Below are 18134 nucleotides of genomic sequence, written 5' to 3'. Positions count from 1 at the left end.
GGGCGGGAGGAATTTCAGGACTTCCTCCACGGCGGCCAGGGCGGTGGCGAGGGTGTGGCGCGCGGCGCGTTCGGCGCGGGCGTCGAGACCGGTGCTGGTGGGCGGGACCTGGCGGATGCAGTTGTCGGAGTACCAGAGCCAGACGCCGGGATCGAGCAGCTCGGACGGGTTGTCCAGGCCGAAGCGCACGGAGTCCGCGGGCGGCGGGAGGATCTCGGCGGGCAAACGGAACTCGTAGGCGCGTGCGGTGCCGCACGAGGGGCAGTCGCCGGTGTATCGGCTGGCCAGGTCGCCGTCGACGGAGATGACGGAGCTGCGGAATTGGCAGCGGGTTTCGCCGCAGGTCGGACAGGGTTGCAGGGTGAGGTAGAGGCGGGCCTCGGCATTGGTTCTGGCCAGCGGGAGGGTGTCGGGCATGGAGGCTCCTTCGGCCGGTCGGACGGTGCACGAACGATCTTGCCAGGCGCGTCACGCCACGTCTCGTTCATGTTGAGTTCACTGATCGGTTGTGGGACAGTCGATCTTATGGCCGGGAGAGTAGAAGTACATCCGGAGGCGGTGCGCGATGCCGCCGGGTTCGCAGCGGATATCAAAGCGCGATTGCAATCGATGGCCGACAATGCCCGCGCGGCGGTCTCGCCGGGCTCCTCCGGGTGGGGCGACGACGATTTCGGGGGCAAGTTCGCCGACGGCGCGAAGGGCTTCGTGACCAGTAGCGAGAACATGGCCACCGGCACCGAGAACCTGGGCACCTCCTTCGACAACCTGCACAACGGGCTGACCAAGTCGGCCGAACGGCTCGAGAAGATGGAGCACGGCAACCACGACACCTTCGCCTAGGCCGGTGCAATGACCCGGGAGAACAGCGAAGTCGCGAAGGCCGCCATCCTCGAGGGATTCACGGCGCAGATGCGCGATATCGCCGAGGCGTCGCGCAAGCGCACCCAGCTCATCGCCACCGCGAGTGCCGGGGGCGGCCGCGTGCATGTCACCGTGAACGCGGACGGGGTGGTGATCGCCACCCGCTTCTCCGCCAATGTCGACGAACTCACCTATGAAGAGATCGCCAAGGCCATGACCACCGCCGCCCAGCAGGCCGCCAAGGATGTGGCCCGGCAGGGGCAGGAACTGTTGCAGCCGTTGCGGGACAAGCGCGCACGCATGCCCAAGCTCTCGGAGCTGATCGAAGGCCTGCCGGATCTCGAATCCAAGGCGCCGACGATCGAGCCCGCCTCCCTCGCTCCCCCGCGCTCGCGGGAACGACTGTCCCAGCTACGGGAGGCCACACCCGATTTCGGCAATGCCGTCGGCTACGAGGCCTGGACCGAGGGGCAGGAGAATCGCGGAGCCACCGACTCCGGGTGGTGAACACTGCGGACCCGTTGGTGAATCGGCCGGGCCGCTGGTGAATTATTCGGGGGCCCCGCGCAATTCGGGATACTGGGTGCGCTGATAGTCCGACAGGCCGGAGACGAGCAGCTGGCCCACGCCCCGGCAGATCGGGCAGACCCGGGCGCCAAGGCATTCGGGGCACATCTGACCGTCGGACAGTCGGCCTCGGCCGCCGCATTCGGGGCAGGCGCCCAGACCGTCGCATTCGTAGCAGAGAACGAAACCGGTCTCGACGGTATCGGGAGTGCGCACTGGGTCGGGCAGCCGGAACTCGCGCGGAGCGCGCAATGCCAGCGCCGGGGTGCGGCCGCTGAACATGACCGCCGAAGTATGCTCGCCCACCCGCACTTCGATGCTGTTGCCGTCGCGGTGACCGGTGACCACGACCGCCGGTCGCGCTCCGGTGGTGTCGGGCGCCGTACCGGTTTCCCAGCCCGCCGCGTCGAGCAGGGCGGTCGCGCGGCGGACGATGTCGGCGGCGGCGACGGTGGCGGGACGCTCACCGCGGATCAGGCCCGAATACTGGTAGCGGGGCGGTTCGGTCCAGTCGGCGACCGTCGGTTCGTCGAGAAACAGCAGGCCGAGGTCGGTTCCCGGGGTGAGGTCGGCGATGAGTTCGACCAGTTGCGCGCGCAGGGCCGCGCCCAGCCGGTCCAGTTCCTCGCGTGCGCCCGAGATGTCGCCCATGCCTCCTCCTTCCCGCCGGACCCTATCACCGCCGCCCGTATGCGGGCCGGTCACCGGCAACTCATTCGGCGTTCGTGTTGAGTTCACCTGCGACCTTGTGGCACAGTCGGTCTCGCCAAGATCTGATCCGACTGGCGTGAGGTGGCCTGTGGCGCTGGAGTTTCCATCGTGGCTCGAATGGATGAGCTGGTTGGTGGGCTCCGAATGGCCGCACGGCAACGAAGACACCATGTGGCAGATGGCCCGCGACCTGGAATCGGTTGCGGGACAGGCCGATGATCTGCTGACCGATCTCGACCACCTGCTCGGCGCGCTCGGCAAGGCCTATCCGGACGGCACCGGCGGCGAAGAGATCATCAAATGGCTGAAGCCGCTGCGCTACGGGGACGACTCCGGGCACGGCTCGGTCAAGGAATTCGGCGACAACTACCGCCAGCTGGCCACGGCCGCCGACGGATTCGGCGATCAGTTGCAGTCGGCCAAGCTCAACTTCTATATCGCGGGCGCGTGGCTGGTGGCCGAAATGGCCTGGGCCGCGGCCACCGGACCCTTCGCACCCGAGTCCGAGGCCATTGTCATCACGGCGGCGCGCACCGCGTTCCGCGAGCTCGGCGAGATGTTCGTGCGGCGGATCGAAAGCCTCATCGCGAACCGGATCACCAGTGCGCTGCTGCGGGAGATCCTGCCGAAGCTCATCTACGAGATCGGCCAGGGCGCGGTGATCTCCACCGTCCAGGCCGCCACCCAGGAACTGCTCGTCCAGTCCATCCAGAACATGAACGGCCACGGGCACGGCTTCGATCTCGCCGCGATCGGGAAGAACTCGTTGGTCGCCGGACTCTCCGGCGGTGTCGGCGGCGCGACCGGCTTCGGCATGCACCGCGCCCTCCCGACCGATATGGGCGGTTGGAAGGGCGCGTTCAACGGCATGCTCACCGGCGGCACCGCAGGCGTCACCGGCGCCGGGGCGGCCTGGCTCGGCAATGGACTCGTCAACGGCCAGTGGGACTTCGACCCGCGCTCCCTCACCGGCGGCGCGTTCGCCGGGGCCGGGCCCAGCGGACTGCACGGATACAACGGCGAGACCAATCACAACGGCGTGATGGGCCGAAACACCGGCGACGGCAGCACGCACGTCCCCGGCGAGAACGGCACCAGGCCCGCCACCTTCGACCACCCGGGCACGACGACGGACGGTCGCGCGCCCGGAGCCGACACCAATGGCAACGGGCACAACACGACCGGCGACCCCGGCACCGGACAGCACGGGAGTCCCGCCGATACCAAGGCCGCCGCGCAGCACGACACCACCGGTGATCCACGCGCCGAGCAGCCGCACGGCACCATCGGTGACCCGGGCGGCAATGGGCAGCAGGGGAATACGGGCGATTCGACCGGAGCCCCGCAGAACGGGGACGGCCAGCAGCCCGGCGGACCTCATATGCACTCGACCAGCGCTCCCACGGCCGGTGACACCGCGCCGGTCGACCATGGGCATGACCAGTCGACGGACCGCGGCGACTCGACACGCTCGGACAACAACACCTTCACCTCCGACGGCAGGCGCGAGCGGCCTGACGCGAACGCGCAGGACACCGGCGGCACAACCGATTCCACCTCGCATCGCTCCGCCGACACCCACTCGGTGAGCGGTGACCGCACGGCGGACACAACCACCGGCGATTCCACCCGGGCGGACTCCCACGGCGCCCCGGAGCATCGCGCCGGGGACGCCACGACCGATCGGGATGCGACCGGCCGGACACACGACACCGGAACGGAGTCGCGCGCACCGGAATCCACCTCGGAGCGCACCGCGGACCCGGTCAAGGACACGAATTCCAACCCGGTGGTGAACTACTCGGCCGACGGAAACACCCACCCGGCCGGTGATTCCGGCAAGGGCGCGGCGAACCCCAACAGCACACCCGCCCACGAGACGCGCGCTCCGGCCGACCCTGCCAAGGCGGGCGCGACGCCGCGCGACCTACCCCGCGTCCCGGCGGACGGCAGCGCACCCCGACCCACCGACAGCGGTGCACCCAGACCTACCGACGGCACGGCCCCCAGACCGGCGGACGGCGGCGCTCCCAAGGCCCCCGACACCCGCGCCGGAGTGGTACCCGACCGCGCCGCCCGGCCGGAGGCCCCGGTGCAGGCGAACCGCACCGGCATCGAGCCGACCGCGCATCGCAGTGAAGCGGATACCGCCGGCGACCGCGAACAACTGCACGCGGAACCGGCCGGACCGGACGATTTCCTGAACCTGTCCGGAGATGCGCCGCGCACGCCGACCGACCATGACGTCGCACCGCACGACGGCGTCGACCGGTCCGGTGTCGCTCCGGCCAACGATCGCACCGGACTGCCCGCCGATCACAATGATTCGCCCGGAGACCACAACGGCTCGCCGCACGATCGCGCGGGCACGCCGACCGAGCACCCGGACGCCCCGGGGTTCGTCGCGATTCCGGTCGATACGCCACCGCCCGCGGACCGGGCCGCCAGGCCAGCCGACCAGCGCACCTACGAGCCCGCCGCGGCCGGCCCGGTCGGCGACTTCCACGGAACCGCGCGGCCCGAAGGCGATCTCACGCTGCAAGTGGTGCACGGGAAGATCGCGGACTTCCTGCATCTCATGACACCCGAAGGGATGTCATGGAATCCGGATAAGGGCCACTTCGTCCTCTCGGACGGCCGCATCGTGCGGATCGAAGTCGGTGAGACCTCGGAGGTCCCCGGCACCGGCAAGCGGAACGTCGCCGAATTCGTGCCCAGCGAACACGGTTTCGATGTGCGGGTGTCGAACAAGGCCCGAACCGACGATGTCGTCCGGGCGCTCGCGCACGAACTCGCCGAGATCCGGCTCGCACAGGACGACCCGATCCCCTACGACCTGCACGAGGACCGCCCGACCCGACTGACTCCGCAGCTCGGCGGCCGCTTCGCCGAATTGCGCACGCTCACCGCCCATATCGACCGCGCCACCATGGATCCGGCCTCGGCGCACGAGCTGCCCGGGCTGCGGCGCGATCTGCACGATCTGATGAATCATCTCGGATTCCACGATCCGGCGCACGCTCCGACCGTGGAACGGCTACTGGCCGAACACGATCCGCTCCTCACGCACCGATTGGAGCTCGAACGGGCGGGCGTGCTCGCCGAACGGCCGACCTTCGACCGGCATCTCACCGAGGAGGAATTCCAACACGCGGCCGAGCAGCATCTCGATCGCCTGCGGGAACTGCTGACCGGCCCGCATGTCGACGATCTGGTGCGGGTCGAGGAGCACGCGCTGAACGGCCGTATGCGCGAGGAACTTTCGCGACGAGTGTTCGAGCGGCTCTTCGAGGACGAGGCCAAGCCCGCGCGGAAGCAGGTGCCCGGCCTGTTCAAGGCGATCGATCCGATCAACGCGGCCATCAACCATCCGACGCTGCGCGGGCCCGAGCAGGCCGCGGCCATCCATCGGGCCATCGACGCCTTCCACGACGGCATGCCGCAGGCGGCGCGCGACGCGCTCGGCGCGGACCGTTTCGCGGACATGCACGCCGCCGCGGACGCGTTCGAGACCGCGCCCGACCGCATCACCGGTGTCATCGACCACACGACCGGGCGCATGGAGATCGGCGGCGAGCACACCACTCTCGCGGACTTCCTGCACGGCATCGACCGGGCCAATCGCGCCGCGGCCGAGAACGGTCTCAATGCCGAGTACGCGGTCATCCTGCACGACGCGGTGGACGGGCGGCACACCGTCGAGGTGCTGTCCCGCCCGCAGCCACAGCATCGGCTTCCGTTGGAGCAGTACCGTTTCGGCGACCGCAACCGGCCCATCGAACCCCAGCCGCGGCCCTCGATACCCGCCGCCGCGGCGGGCGGCCACACCATCGACGTCGGTGTCGGGCGCGGTGCGTTCGCCGTCGAGATGACCCCGGCCGCCGACCGCGCCGGAGGCGGGCTGGTCATCAAGACCGAGCTCACCGATGCCGCGATCGGCGGGCAGCGCCGCCGTGATCTCGGCATTCTCGACGCCGGTCCGCTCATGGAGCCCGGCACCGTCATGGTCTACGGCGACATGCTGGGCAACGGCCACCTGCTCGGCGGCGACATCGCGCGCGTCTTCATCAACAATGTCAGCGCCAAGCTCCCCGATGCGGCGTATAGGGCCATCGCCGAGCATCTTTCGGAGATCATGGCGCCGGGCGGGCGCATCGAGGTCCAGTGGGACATGAAGCCCGACAAGATCGACGGGGACCCGGGCAGCCGTCATCACATTCTCGGCACCAAGCTGTGGGAGGCCCTGGAAAAGCACTACCAGGACGCAGACGGCGGCAATCCGTTCGAGCTGGTGGAGCGGACGAACTTCGAGCAGCCCGGAAACGGCGACTACTACTACACGATCGACGCCGGATCCAGCAACGACCTGCCGCACGAGCGGATGGCCGACTATTCGCCGCCGCAGCCGGAGCATCGCTGGACCATCTCCTACGAGCCGCACGCGTCGGGGACGCCCGAGCACGCGGGGCCGGAATCCGTTGCGCGCCCGCACGAAACCGATCCCGAGCACGGCACCGCGAGCCCGGTCGGCGAGTTCCGCGGTGACGCCCGGCCCGCCGACGCGGACCCGCTGACCCGGGAATCGGTGGTCGACAAGATCGAGGGCAAACTGCCGCTCATCGAACCCGAGGACGTGGCGTGGAACCACGACCAGAGCCGTTTCGAGCTGGAGCACGACGGACGCACCATCGACATCACCCTGGACGTCGGGCCGACCCGCGACAATGCGGTAGCGGAATTCACCTGGCGCACCAATGAATCCGGAGACATCACCGGATACGACATCCGGGTCTCACCGCACGCCCGAGACGAGGACGTCGTGCGCGCGGTCGCGCACGAGCTGGCCGAGATCCGGCTCGAAATGGACGATCGGGTGCTCACCGAGCGGGTCGACGACCGGCCCGGGGAGATGACCTCGCACCTGGGCGGGCGCTTCGCCGAGCTCCGGGTGCTGATCGAGGAGATCGGCGAGGGCGTCGCGGCCCGGGCCAAGCCGCACGTCATGGCGCCGTTGCGCCGCGACCTCAACGATCTGATGTATCACCTGGGGCTGCACGACGCCGAGCACGCCCCGACCGTGGAACGGCTACTGGCCCGGCATGATCCGGATCTGGCGCGGCTCATCGACCAGGCGCGCATCCCGGATCCGGGCATACTGCGGCCCGGTCCGATCGATCACGATGCCACGCCCAGCCCGCACGACCTCGGCCGCATCCGGCAACTGCGCGAGCTGTCGGAGCGGATGGGTGAGGACCACGACGCCACCCGCCGCGAAGCGCTGCGGCTGGTCGAGCAACTCGGATTGCGCGAGGGCACACCGGGAGCCGCCCAACGGCGCGAGATCATCGCCGAGCATCTGACCCCGCATACCCGCGACCGGGTCGAGGAACTGCTCGCCGATGTCGGCCGCCGCGACACCGAATTGTCCGCGACCGATCGCGAACACGTCGAGACGGTCCGGCTCGAGCTCCGGGCCGCGGATGCGCTCGATTTCCTTTCCATCCCCACCCACGGGGCCGTGCTGAAGACCCACATCGTCTATCGCACCGAGATGGCGGAGCATCTCGCCCAGCTGCACGGAATGGCAACGCACGCAACCACACCCGAGGCCGCGACGACGATACGACCCCTGGGTGACCATCACACGGTCGAGGACGTCCGCACCGGCGAACGGTGGTTCCGGTGGCCACCCAGCACGGAGGAATATCCGGATCACACGCCGATTCCGGATGTCGGGCTGCCCACCGACCCGGACCACCGGTTGCCGGCCGATCCGCAGCAGTTGCACGAGGCATGGCAGAGTCTGTCACCCGCCGAGAAGGACGCCTGGCACGAGGCGGACCCATTCATCGGAAACCGCGACGGCATACCGCATGTCGACCGCGACCACTACAACCGGCAGACCCTGGACATGCTGCACGAACAGGCCGTACGGGACGGGGACGCGGACCGGCTGGCCATTATCGAGGACATGAAGAAGTACCTCGACATGCCGATCGAGGAGGGACAGCCGGCCGTCCATCTGTCATATCTGGACGAGAAGCTCCAATACGCCTACGCCCTGGGCGATCCCGATCACGCCCGGCACGTGGTCGTCGAGATCGCCGGTGCGTTCCGGCGGCGCAGCGGCGTCGGCTACGCACTCGAGACCCTGGCGCAAGTGCGGCAGGCCGCCCTCGCGGTCGATGCCGGCGCGGAGACCTCGGTCATTCTGTTCGGCGCCTACAACAACCCGAATTCACTGATCCAAGCCATGCATTCCGGGCATGCCGAGGCCGGGGCCGCCAAGGTCAGAGAGTTCCACGACGGATTGCGCGTCACCCATCAGGGACCCCCGGCGAATATCACCACGCTGGCGCATTCCTACGGTGCCGTCACAGCGGGACACGCCGCCGGGCACGGACATGAACTGAACACCGACGCACTGGTTTTCATCGGCAGCTTCGGCACCGGGGTCCACGGGGTCGGCGATCTGCGATTGACCGGCGTGGATCCGGCCGAGACTCCGAATCACGTGTTCGCCACCCTGGCCGAATACGACTCGCTCGTGATGATGCCGCCCACTCACGGGCCCGCACCCACCGATCCGGAGTTCGGCGCCAGGGTTTTCGAATCCGCGACCCAGCCCAGCCCTACGCGGCTGGGTTGGAACCCGGACGATCACGGTGGCAAGAACTACTTCAGCGACAGGCACCGGTCCTACCGGAACCTGGGCCGGATCATCGTCGGCCGACCGGATCTGCTGGACTGAAGGTCATGCCGCCGAATGCAATCGATGAAACGAGGACGGAATGCCGACGGTGACAACCAGGGCCGCCGCCCGCGCGGGACTGCTCGGGCACTTCGACGCGATCCTGCGGGTGCTGCCGGCCGAGGTGTCGCTGGCACTGCGCCATCCGGACCTGCCCAAGGCGGTGATGCACGGCGGAGTCACCATGTCCTGGGACGACAGCGATCTCGACGATCCGCTGAAATTCCTGGACATCCGCTATTGGGTGCTGGGCAGCACGCCCGAGACCTCGGATCGGTACTTCGATCTGGTGATTGGAGCCTGGCAGCAGCTGGGCTGGGAGACGAGTACCGAGGACGGGCTGCCGCGCGCGGGGTACGCACGCACGCCCGACGGCTTCGACTTCGCACTGATGCTGAGCCTCGACGGGTACCTCAGCCTGGCCGGGTCGACTCCCCCGTTCGATCAGGACGGCGATACCGACGATCGGATGCCCGCGCGCATCGAGCACCCGGCCGCACCGCGGTGATCGCGGCGGGCCGGGGTCGCGGACGTTTCAGAGGTTGGTGAAGTCCACCGCGTTGCTGGTCTCGACGTGGCCGAACGTAGTGGCCTGATCGCGCACGACGGCGGCCAGCTTGCGCAGTTCGTCCACACCGGCACCGCTTTCGGTGACGAAGGACGCGCCGACCGCGGTGAGGGTGTCGGCGGCGGCCAGCGACACCTTGTCCGAGCCCGCGGCGGGCACCGCCAGGGCTTGGCCGTCCGCGCCGATCGCGGCTTCCAGCCGGTCGGCCAGGGCCTCCAGGTCGGCGGCGGCGGCCAGTACCGTGTCCGCGTCGAAACGCACACCGCCCAAGTTGAATTCGCTCATCGTCCCTCCCTTTCCGCGCGAATCCTACCGTGCCGCGGCGACATCCACCGACCCGGTTTCCGCGCTCTCGATCACAATCATTGCGCCGGGCGCGGCCCGTTGGTGCCGACCGCGCCGACCACCGGCACGCCGGTGTAGCCCAATTCGCCCACCACCTCGTCACCGTGTTCGGCGGTGACCATGTTCGTGCGCACCTCGTCGTCGGCGTCACCGGCCTGCGCGGCCGCGCCCGCGGCGCCCATCGGCGGCGGCACCATGCCACCGCCCATGGGCGTTGCGCCGGTCCCCGGCGTCGTGGCGGGCGCGACGGGCACCGGCGCGGTGGTCGCGCTCATGACGCGGGTATTGGACAGCTGGCTGACCGGGGCCGCGGTCGCGGGCCGTGCGCTCAGCGGCGCTAGACCTCCACCACCGCCGCCGCCACCGCCGCCGAGCACGGACGAATCCGCCTTCGCGGCAATGGGATCGGCGGCGGGCACCGGCTCCACATCCGACTTCTGGCTGATCGACTGCAACTGCTGCACGCCCGTGTTCGCCGCACTGCTCAGCGGCGAGATCAGGCCCAGCAGCTGCGAGACCTGCGAGAGCGAGTCCACGCCCTTGGGGGCGTTGGTGACCTTCACCTTGTGGCCCGCGGCGGTCATGTTCGCACTGTGCACGGTCATCTCGGTGCGGGTCTTGGCCACCGTCGCGGTCGCCTCCGCGCCCGTCTCGGTCGCCAGCGCCAGCAGGAACGCCTGACCGGGCGGGGTGGCGATGAACGGGGCGGCCATGGTGACGCCGGTGACGAACTTGGTGATGATCGCCGACATCATCGCGGCGCCGGTGGCCACCGAGGTGGCCGCACCCGCCATCACCGTCTTCTGGTGTCCGTTCTGGGTTTCCAGCTCGAGCGCGTTGGCCTGCGCCTCGGCGCCCTTCTCGGCCGCGCCGGTGGCGCCGTCGCCCTGCCAGGAGTTCGAGTTGGCCATCGACATCGCCGACTGGGCGATCGTCATCACCTGCTGCAGCGCGGTCGAGATGCCCGAGAGCATCTGCGAGGCGTCCAGGCCCTCGCCCAGCTTGCCGGTGCCGAAGGCGGAGGCCAGATCGGTGAGGGGTTTGGTGAGCGCGGTCAGATCCAGGGTGGGCAGCGGCGGCATGTCCGGCAGCGGGGGCACCGCGGGCAGCTGCGGCAGCGCGGGCAGGCCGAGGGTCTGCAGGACGTCGCCGACCGGGCTGGCCAGCAGCGGCGCGAAGTCGGTGTCGCGCAGCACATCCGCCACCGACTGGCCGCTCGCCTCCGGTGTGGCCTGCGCGAGCGGCGTGGCCTGGACGGCCCCGGTCGATCCCTGGTCGAAGGGCGTACTCACAGGTCCCGCGACAGGGATAGGAAATCGACGCCGGAGGTCGCGTCGGTGGCCTCGTAGGCCGCCGCCGACTCGTAGGCGGTGACCGCGGTGCCCGCGTGCACGGCGGCCAGCTCGGCCACCGAGGACAGGTGATTGCCCTGCGCGCCCGCGTAACTCAGCAGGAAGTCCTGACCGATCAGACCGAAGACCGGGACCAGTGCGGCGACCGTGGCGACCTGGTCGACCGCGGCGGCGCCGGCGACGGCGCTGGCCATGGCGGCCGAAGCGTCGCCATAGCTGCGAATCGCATCCGGTGTGGCAACGAGATGGTTCATGACACCCCCATCAGGAAGATCATTTCGAATCGAACTATACAGAGCGGTGATTCGCCGGGCATAGCGAAGACTTCACCAACTTGCGAACAGTCGGGTGAACGTCGAGTATTCCGCAGGTTATCGAGGGCGTGTCGGATGAGATTGGCACACTGCGTATTTCAGTGCCTCAATGTCTCACCGAGGGGCTCAGATCGGGCGCAGCCAGCTGTCGGGCTCGGTCTCGTACTCCTGCTCCTCGACATACTCCTGCTGGGTCACCTCCTCCGCGGTCGGCAGACCGGTCAGCGCGAGCAGCTCCGGAGCCAGCCCGGCGGCGCGCAACTGGGCGCGACGCTCGACCCCGGCGCGGGCCGCGGACTGGCGGCACAGGCGCAGGATATCGGCCGCCAGCAGCTCCGGATCACCGCGCAGCTGATCGCGCTCCACCGAAATCGCCCGGGGCAGGCCCTGTTCCGTGGTGGTGACCACGATCGAGCCGGTGCGCGAGGACAGCGTGAACTCGGTCGGGAAGTCGTTCTCGCTCACTGGTTCATCTCCCATTCGTCGGTGAGGGCCAGGATCACCTCGGCGATCCGCAGCTCCACCTCGGCGACCACCCGGCGGCGGTCGGCGGGCAGGGCCAGCGGCGGATGGTCGGCGGTGATCAGGTAGCGGCCGTCGTCGGCGAGATCGCGCCACCGCAGGCGATGGCGGGTGATGCCGCGCGGACCGAAACGCGAACGGCCCTGCACCACATCGATGGTGCCCATGGTGGACGCGGGGGCGGCGAGGAACTCCTCGGCGCGGTCGACCACTCCGCCCTCTAGCGTCTCGTGCGCCGGGGACAGGCCGAACTCGTAGTCGGTGGCGGCGACATCCTCCGCCTCAGCGAGCACGATCTCGCTCCCGCCGCCCGCCGGGGCCTCGGGCAGCAGGCGCACCATCTCCTCGGCGAGCTGGTTCGCCCACAGCTCGGTGATGGTGAATCCGGCTGCGTGCCTGATGGTTTCGCCGGGCCGCTGGACCAGCAGGTAGGCGGCGTCGCCGGAGCGCGCGCCGATCGCGCGAATGCTGCTCTCGGGCTCGGCCCAGTCGATGCCGTTCCAGCCGCGCATCTCCACCCGCACCTCGGGGGTATGGAGGGCGCGCAGCACCTCGGCGAGGTCCGGATCGCGGTCGCGCACGCCGTCGCGGGCGCGAAACTTACTGTCCTGAAAGGCACTCCACAGCGGAGCGCGGCTGGTGAAGAACAGCGGCTCGGGCAGGTGCTCCTCGCCCAGTTCCTCCCACAGCACCAGGAATTCCAGATCGGTGAACGACCAGGATCGCAACATCAGCCCTCGACCACCGGCTTGGCCACGATCGGCGCGGTACCCATCGCCTCGTCCAGATGATCGGTGGAATCCAGGAATTCGGGACGCTTGTGCTCCTTACCGCCCTGACCGTGCGCACCGCCGCCGTGGCCCATGCCACCCATACCGCCGCCCATGCCCATGCCGCTGCCGGAGGCGACACCCGCGCGCGACGCGACACCGGTGGCCGTCTCGATCCCCTCGGCGACGGCCGCGCGCGGGAACAGGCGGGAGTTGGCCGGTTGCAGCGCCACGGGTTTGGCCGGGGAACCGCCGGGGCCGCCGCCCGGGCCACCGCCGCCCGGGCTCTTCAGGTCGTTGAGCAGGCTGGCCAGCGGCGAATCCTTCAGCTGATCCTTCAGATCCTGCTGCTTCTTGTTCTGCTGGTTCGTGTTCTGCAGGCTGCTCAGGCCCTGCATGCCCTGTTGCAGCGCGCTCGACAGCTGCGAGAGGCCCTGGCTGGATTGGCCGCTCGTGTTCGAATTCGGGTTGGTGCCGTTGGGGTTGGTGCCGTTCGGATTCGTCCCGTTCGGATTGGTGCCGTTGGGATTGGTGCCGTTCGGGTTGGCGCCGTTGGGATCCGTCCCGTTCGGGTGCGTCTGGTTGGGGTTGGTCTGGTTGGGATTCTTCTGATTCGGATTCTTCTGATTCGGATCGGTTTGGTTCGGGAAGGGCTGCAGAGCCGAACGAAGCTGCGGACCGCCGCCCTTGTTGCCGCCGTTGTTGCCGCCGTTCTGATCGTTCCGCCTGGTCGGACCATCCAGCTCGGGCTTCTTCGCGGTCGGATCGCTGAGCCTCGGGACGGCCTGGCTCGCGGCGATCAGACCGGGCACATACCAGTTGTGGAAGGCGAGCTGCGCGGCCTTGATGATGCGCTCCATGCGCTCGTAGTGCTCGTAGTCGAAGTCGGTCGGCTTGCTCTGCGGCATCATGATCTTGGTGTTGTCGAGCCAGCCCGACACGTAGGTCAGATTCGCCGCCATCGAGCGCATGCCGGAGGTCAGCTCATCGGCCTGCGACTTGAAGTTGTCCGCGGCGGCGACGGCGCTGTCCGCACCGGCGCTGGACCACTGCTTGTGGTCCACCATCTTGCGCAGCTCCTTGGTCAGCGCGTCGAAGCTCTTGTCGACCTTGTCGGCGACCTTCGTCCAGGTCGCGCCGAAGTCGGCCACCACCTGCGGCTCCATGCCGTGGCCGGCTTCGTAGAACCAGTCCAGATCGTTGTGGTCGTACGGGTTCTCCGGATCGATCGCGTCGTAGTGGCCCTGCTCGTGCGCCACCTTGTACAGGTCCGGATTGCTCTTCTCGTGCTGGTCGAAACGCGGAGCGGAATCACCGCTCCGCTTGGGGATCTCGCCGTGGGCCAGGGCAGGCTTGGCCGGGTCGGTGTCGGCGGCGTCGGCTTCCTTCTTCAGCCGCGCGAACTTGGTCTTCGCATCCTCTTCGGCGGCGTCGTAGGTCTTGTCGGCCTGAATCATGGTGTCGGCCATGGCGTTCACCAGCTCGATGTAATGATCCAGGATGGCGCCGAGGGCACGGCCCTGATCATTGAAGCGGCGCTTGAGAATCAGGATCTGGTCCAGTCGGCCGTTGTCACTGAAGCCCTTATGGGTGGTCAGGATCTCCTGGTAGCTCTTGGCGTACGCCAGCGCGTTCGCCGCGATGGCCGCCAGTTTCGCGCCCTCGCGGGCGGCACCGGGGACCAGCTCGAGAGAACCCGCACTCGCCTGCTGAGCGAGTCCGGGCCAAGGGTTGCCGTTGTCAGTACTCACGTCCCACTCCTAACCCGCGCGCCATTCGACGATAAGGCCCGAGCCCACCGTTCCTCCACCCGCCGACCGTGATCACTATGAATGTCGTTGGCGGAAGCGCTGTTCGAAACCGGACAGGTACGCCGACGGCGGCGTGCTCGAGGTGGAGGGTTCCACCACACCGTCATCGGCGACGTAGTAGAGCGCGCGATCGAGGACGATCTCGTCCGGCTCCACCGGCAGGTATACCAGCCATCCGACCGAAAGGCGGTCCGCGCGTAGCCGATCCGGCGGGAAGGCGGTGGTGTCGATGCCCTCGGTGCGCAGGTGGTGGCGCACGATCTCCAGCGCCTCGGCCGCCGGGATCGGCTCCGGGCCCAGCCGCGCCACGCCCGCCAGGGCCAGCTGATAGTGCACGGCGTCCAGATCGGCCGTGTCGCCGAAGACTTCGTCCAGATGGGCGTGGGTGACATCGCGGCGCTGTGCGGCGTCGACGAAACTCGCGACCGCCGAACGCAGTTCGTCCGACGGGTGCTCGGCGAGCAGGTCGCAGATCACATCCGTGACGGTGGCCGCGGTCCAGATGCCGGGCACCGCGACCGCGACGTCCGCGGCCGACGGGGATTCGCCGCGATACCAGCGGCCGCGCTCCCACCAGTAGCAGAAGGTGAGCAGGCCACCGCCCGCCCGGGTGTTCAGCACCGGGTTCGCGACCCATTCGGGCGCGCCCGCGTACAGGCGGGGCAGCGGGGCCTTGCCGTTGTAGGCGGCCTCGAGTTCCGGTGCGTTCCACACGCCGCCGGAGAGCACCGCGCGGCCGCCGGGCAGCTCGTAGAGCGAGGAGCCGGAGCGGCGGGAACCCTCGAACCAGCCGAAGGACGGCAGCACGCGCGGGCCCCAGTCCGAGCCGACCGCCACGAAGGCGGCCGCGATGGCGGCCCAGCGGGACCACAGCAGCGGGAAATCGGGGAAGTCGTCCTCGGAAACGACCGGCAGATAACCGGATTCGCGATCGGCGCGGGCCTGCTCGGCCGCCTGCCGCGGGGTGCGGGCCTGACGGTTGCCATGGCCGACGTAGGCGGCCAGCCAGGTGGGCAGCGAGTCGCGGGGGAAGCTTTCGAGGTCGGCGAGATATTCCTGGGGAGAGAACAGCTGATCGTCGGGGAAGGGCTCGTCGCCGTAGTCGTGGTCGACATTGAGCGCGCCCTCGGCGGTCAGCTCCAATTCCAGACGCCACCAGGGATCGCCGAGTTCGGCGGAGAGGCCGCGGTGGGACGCGACCAGGTTCATGATCGTCTCCGACGGGGCGATCTGGGCCTGGCGCTGGTCATCGTCGGAATACACGATCTGGGCGCGCTGACCCGGCCCGGCCAGGGCGAAGGTGGCGCGCACCCGACGCCAGCCCTCGGGGGCCAGCTCTTGCAGCTCGGCGGCGATGCGGTGGGCCAGGCGGCGGGCGCGGGTGGGGACGTCCGGTTCCTCGGCGGACAGGCTGAAGCCGACGTCCGGCGTCTCGGCGGACAGGCTGAAGCCGACGTCGGGGCTGGGCTCCGCCGCGTTGTCGGGGGTTTCGGAGGCCGGGCTCTCACCCAGGACCGCGGACAGCGGATGGATCTCCGGGCCGTCGTAGGCGGCGTCCTCGGTACCGAAATCGGGTGCGGGCAGGGCGGATTCGGCAGGTGGCGCGGAATCCGCCGCACCGGAACGGTTTTCACTGAACTCGCGGGAAACGGTCACGCGGAATCGTCACTAACTGTCGGAGGCGGACTTGCGCTCGGCGAACTTGCGTTCCAGTTCCGCGCGCCAGCGGGCGGCATTGCTGCCGTCGAGCTGGCCGGCGAAGGAATCACGGGCGGCGGTCACCAGGTCGTCGGGCACGTTCGGGTAGGCCTTCGCGATCGCCCACAGGGCGTCCTCGGTCGGCGAATCCAGTCCGGACGCGGAGCGCACCCCGCCTCCGGCCAGCACATCGGCCAGAATCGCGTCGAAATTCCGCCGCAGCTGCTCCTCGCTCGGGCGCTCACCGCGCACGTCCAACCTCCTCATCGATCCGAAAACCAACTGTCAGCATCACATACCGCGCGCGTCCGTGCGGTTGCCGGAACGGTAAAAGTCAGCGAACACACGCCCGCCGCGCCGGAGATCATCCGAAGATCCCCAGCCGGCGGGTCGGATCCGACAGCACATCCCGAATCAGCAACCCCAGGTCAGCGTCCGCCGGACGCTCGCTATACCGCAGCTCGCAGTACACATCACCCGGCCGCCCGATCACCAGCCGGTGAAAACCCCGGCCCATCCGCTCCCACGACGCCCCGGCCGCCATCCGATCCACCTCGACCACGTGATCCCCGACCCGCAACACCAACCCGGCCGCCGGATCGCGATAAAAGACCACACGCAGGCCATCCAGATCATCGAAAACACCCGACGGCGCGCCGGTGCCAACAGGAGCCGCACTCAACAGCCCCGTCACCGGATCCATCAGCGCATACTCCCCGAACCCGGAGTGCGACCGCAGATAAATCTGCCCATCCGACGCAGGCCGCGCCGAAGCCCGCGGGAACCTACTGCTACCACGGGAACTCCCATTCCCGCCACCATTCCCAGCGGCCCCCGGCGCGGGCGGCATCATCGGAGCCCCACCCGGGAACCCCTGCTGCGCCCCGTTCGACGCCGAGGTCTGCCCCGAATGCCCTGAGCCCGAATCCGTCGGCCACTGCGGCACCACCGAATACGGAGCCTGCGGCACCCCGCCCGGCTGCGTGGGCACATGCCCCCACCCCGGAGCACCGGGGCCCTGCGGCATCCCGGGATACGCAGGCTCTTGCGGCGCATCAGGATTCGAAGGCTGCCCTGGCGTCCCCGGATCGGTAGGCCAGCGCGGTGCGTCCGACGGCTGCTGCGGCGCACCGGGATACGACGGCCATTGCGACGTTCCCGGCTGCTGCGAGCCGGGCTGCTGCGCTGTACCCGGCTGCTGCGGCCACCCCGAATCCGTCGGCAAGTGCGGCACCTGCGGCATCCCGGGATCGCTCGGCAGGTGCGGCCACTGCGGCGGATTCGGCAGCTGCGGCACTCCCGGGATGTGCGGGGGCTGCGGAATGTGCGGCGGTGTCGGCACATTCGGAATCTGCGGTGGGGTTGGCTGCCAGGGCGGAGTCGGGATGCCCGGCTGCTGGGGCGGCTGCGGAATATGGGGTGGCTGCGGCGTATTCGGCGGAACCGGCACCTGCGGCGGCGTCGACTGATGCGGCGGCGTCGACTGATGCGGCGGTGTCGGAGTCACCGGCGGCTGCGGAGGTTGGTGGGGCGGCGTGGGCTCCGACGGCAGCGTCCAGGGAGCAGCCTGTTCCGAGGGCTTCGGGGTGTAGTCGGGGAACTCCGGATCGAATTGATGCGGCACGAGCGGCAGGTGCGAGCGCCAGTTCGGGTTGTAGCGGTACGGGGCGCCGCCGACAGCCGGTTGCGCGGGCTTCGCGGGCACGTCGGTGGTGCCGGAGGTTGGGGGCTGGGCGGTGTTGTCGGACTGCGGCTTTGCGGGGTCCGATGCCGCGGTCGGGTCGTGCGAGGTGGTGGTTGGTGCGTTGCGGGTTGGCGAATCGAGGCCCAGGGATGGGGAGACCGAGGTGGCAGGGGGCGGGGT

At 69.2% G+C, this 18134-nt stretch carries 14 protein-coding genes and 1 pseudogene; 4 read left to right on the top strand and 11 right to left on the bottom strand.

Annotated elements, in window-relative coordinates; all coding sequences use genetic code 11:
* The coding region (locus tag ACAM49_RS31170; protein ID WP_369639135.1) for a hypothetical protein at positions 1-417 on the bottom strand (417 nt) is incomplete at its 3' end.
* Positions 418-525: 108 nt separating this feature from the next.
* Here ACAM49_RS31170 and ACAM49_RS31165 point away from each other — a divergent pair.
* The gene (locus ACAM49_RS31165; protein WP_369639134.1) at positions 526-840 is read left to right on the top strand and encodes a WXG100 family type VII secretion target; all 315 of its coding nucleotides are present in this window, start codon (positions 526-528) and stop codon (positions 838-840) included.
* Between the two features lie 9 nt (positions 841-849).
* On the top strand, positions 850-1368 hold the full coding sequence (locus ACAM49_RS31160) for a YbaB/EbfC family nucleoid-associated protein (RefSeq protein WP_369639133.1): 519 nt from the start codon (positions 850-852) through the stop codon (positions 1366-1368).
* Positions 1369-1410: 42 nt separating this feature from the next.
* On the opposite strand, the gene ACAM49_RS31155 is transcribed toward ACAM49_RS31160, so the two are convergent.
* Positions 1411-2079, bottom strand: coding sequence for a hypothetical protein (locus ACAM49_RS31155; protein WP_369639132.1), 669 nt, complete (start codon positions 2077-2079; stop codon positions 1411-1413).
* A gap of 181 nt (positions 2080-2260) precedes the next feature.
* Between ACAM49_RS31155 and ACAM49_RS31150 the strand changes: the two genes are divergently transcribed.
* Positions 2261-8890 carry an alpha/beta hydrolase gene (locus ACAM49_RS31150; protein ID WP_369639131.1) on the top strand — a complete coding sequence of 2210 codons (6630 nt, stop codon included), beginning with the start codon at positions 2261-2263 and terminating at the stop codon, positions 8888-8890.
* Between the two features lie 40 nt (positions 8891-8930).
* The gene (locus tag ACAM49_RS31145; protein ID WP_369639130.1) at positions 8931-9398 is read left to right on the top strand and encodes a hypothetical protein; all 468 of its coding nucleotides are present in this window, start codon (positions 8931-8933) and stop codon (positions 9396-9398) included.
* A gap of 27 nt (positions 9399-9425) precedes the next feature.
* Here the strand turns inward: ACAM49_RS31145 and ACAM49_RS31140 are convergent, their stop codons facing one another.
* The 9 genes and pseudogenes from ACAM49_RS31140 to ACAM49_RS31100 form a co-directional block, all read right to left on the bottom strand.
* Entirely contained in the window at positions 9426-9743 is a 318-nt protein-coding gene (locus ACAM49_RS31140; RefSeq protein ID WP_369639129.1) for a PE domain-containing protein, read from the bottom strand.
* A gap of 77 nt (positions 9744-9820) precedes the next feature.
* The gene (locus ACAM49_RS31135) at positions 9821-11095 is read right to left on the bottom strand and encodes a hypothetical protein (protein ID WP_369639128.1); all 1275 of its coding nucleotides are present in this window, start codon (positions 11093-11095) and stop codon (positions 9821-9823) included.
* Complete coding sequence (locus ACAM49_RS31130) at positions 11092-11409, bottom strand: type VII secretion target (protein WP_369639127.1); 318 nt, start codon at positions 11407-11409, stop codon at positions 11092-11094. The genes ACAM49_RS31135 and ACAM49_RS31130 overlap by 4 nt, the downstream gene beginning before the upstream one ends.
* A gap of 186 nt (positions 11410-11595) precedes the next feature.
* Positions 11596-11934, bottom strand: a complete 339-nt coding sequence (locus ACAM49_RS31125; protein ID WP_369639126.1) for a hypothetical protein — start codon at positions 11932-11934, stop codon at positions 11596-11598.
* Positions 11931-12722 carry an ESX secretion-associated protein EspG gene (locus tag ACAM49_RS31120; RefSeq protein ID WP_369639125.1) on the bottom strand — a complete coding sequence of 264 codons (792 nt, stop codon included), beginning with the start codon at positions 12720-12722 and terminating at the stop codon, positions 11931-11933. The genes ACAM49_RS31125 and ACAM49_RS31120 overlap by 4 nt, the downstream gene beginning before the upstream one ends.
* On the bottom strand, positions 12722-14512 hold the full coding sequence (locus tag ACAM49_RS31115) for a hypothetical protein (protein WP_369639124.1): 1791 nt from the start codon (positions 14510-14512) through the stop codon (positions 12722-12724). Before ACAM49_RS31115 ends, ACAM49_RS31120 begins: the two co-directional genes overlap by 1 nt.
* A gap of 75 nt (positions 14513-14587) precedes the next feature.
* Positions 14588-16228 carry a hypothetical protein gene (locus tag ACAM49_RS31110; protein ID WP_369639123.1) on the bottom strand — a complete coding sequence of 547 codons (1641 nt, stop codon included), beginning with the start codon at positions 16226-16228 and terminating at the stop codon, positions 14588-14590.
* A gap of 12 nt (positions 16229-16240) precedes the next feature.
* Positions 16241-16522, bottom strand: a complete 282-nt coding sequence (locus tag ACAM49_RS31105) for a hypothetical protein (protein WP_369639122.1) — start codon at positions 16520-16522, stop codon at positions 16241-16243.
* A 112-nt stretch (positions 16523-16634) separates the two neighbouring features.
* A pseudogene (locus ACAM49_RS31100) lies at positions 16635-18134 on the bottom strand (hypothetical protein); the annotation flags it as partial.

This window comes from Nocardia sp. JMUB6875 (genome assembly GCF_041154655.1).
In the GTDB taxonomy this organism is placed as follows: Bacteria; Actinomycetota; Actinomycetes; order Mycobacteriales; family Mycobacteriaceae; genus Nocardia.
This window is presented reverse-complemented; position numbering and strand designations above follow the sequence as displayed.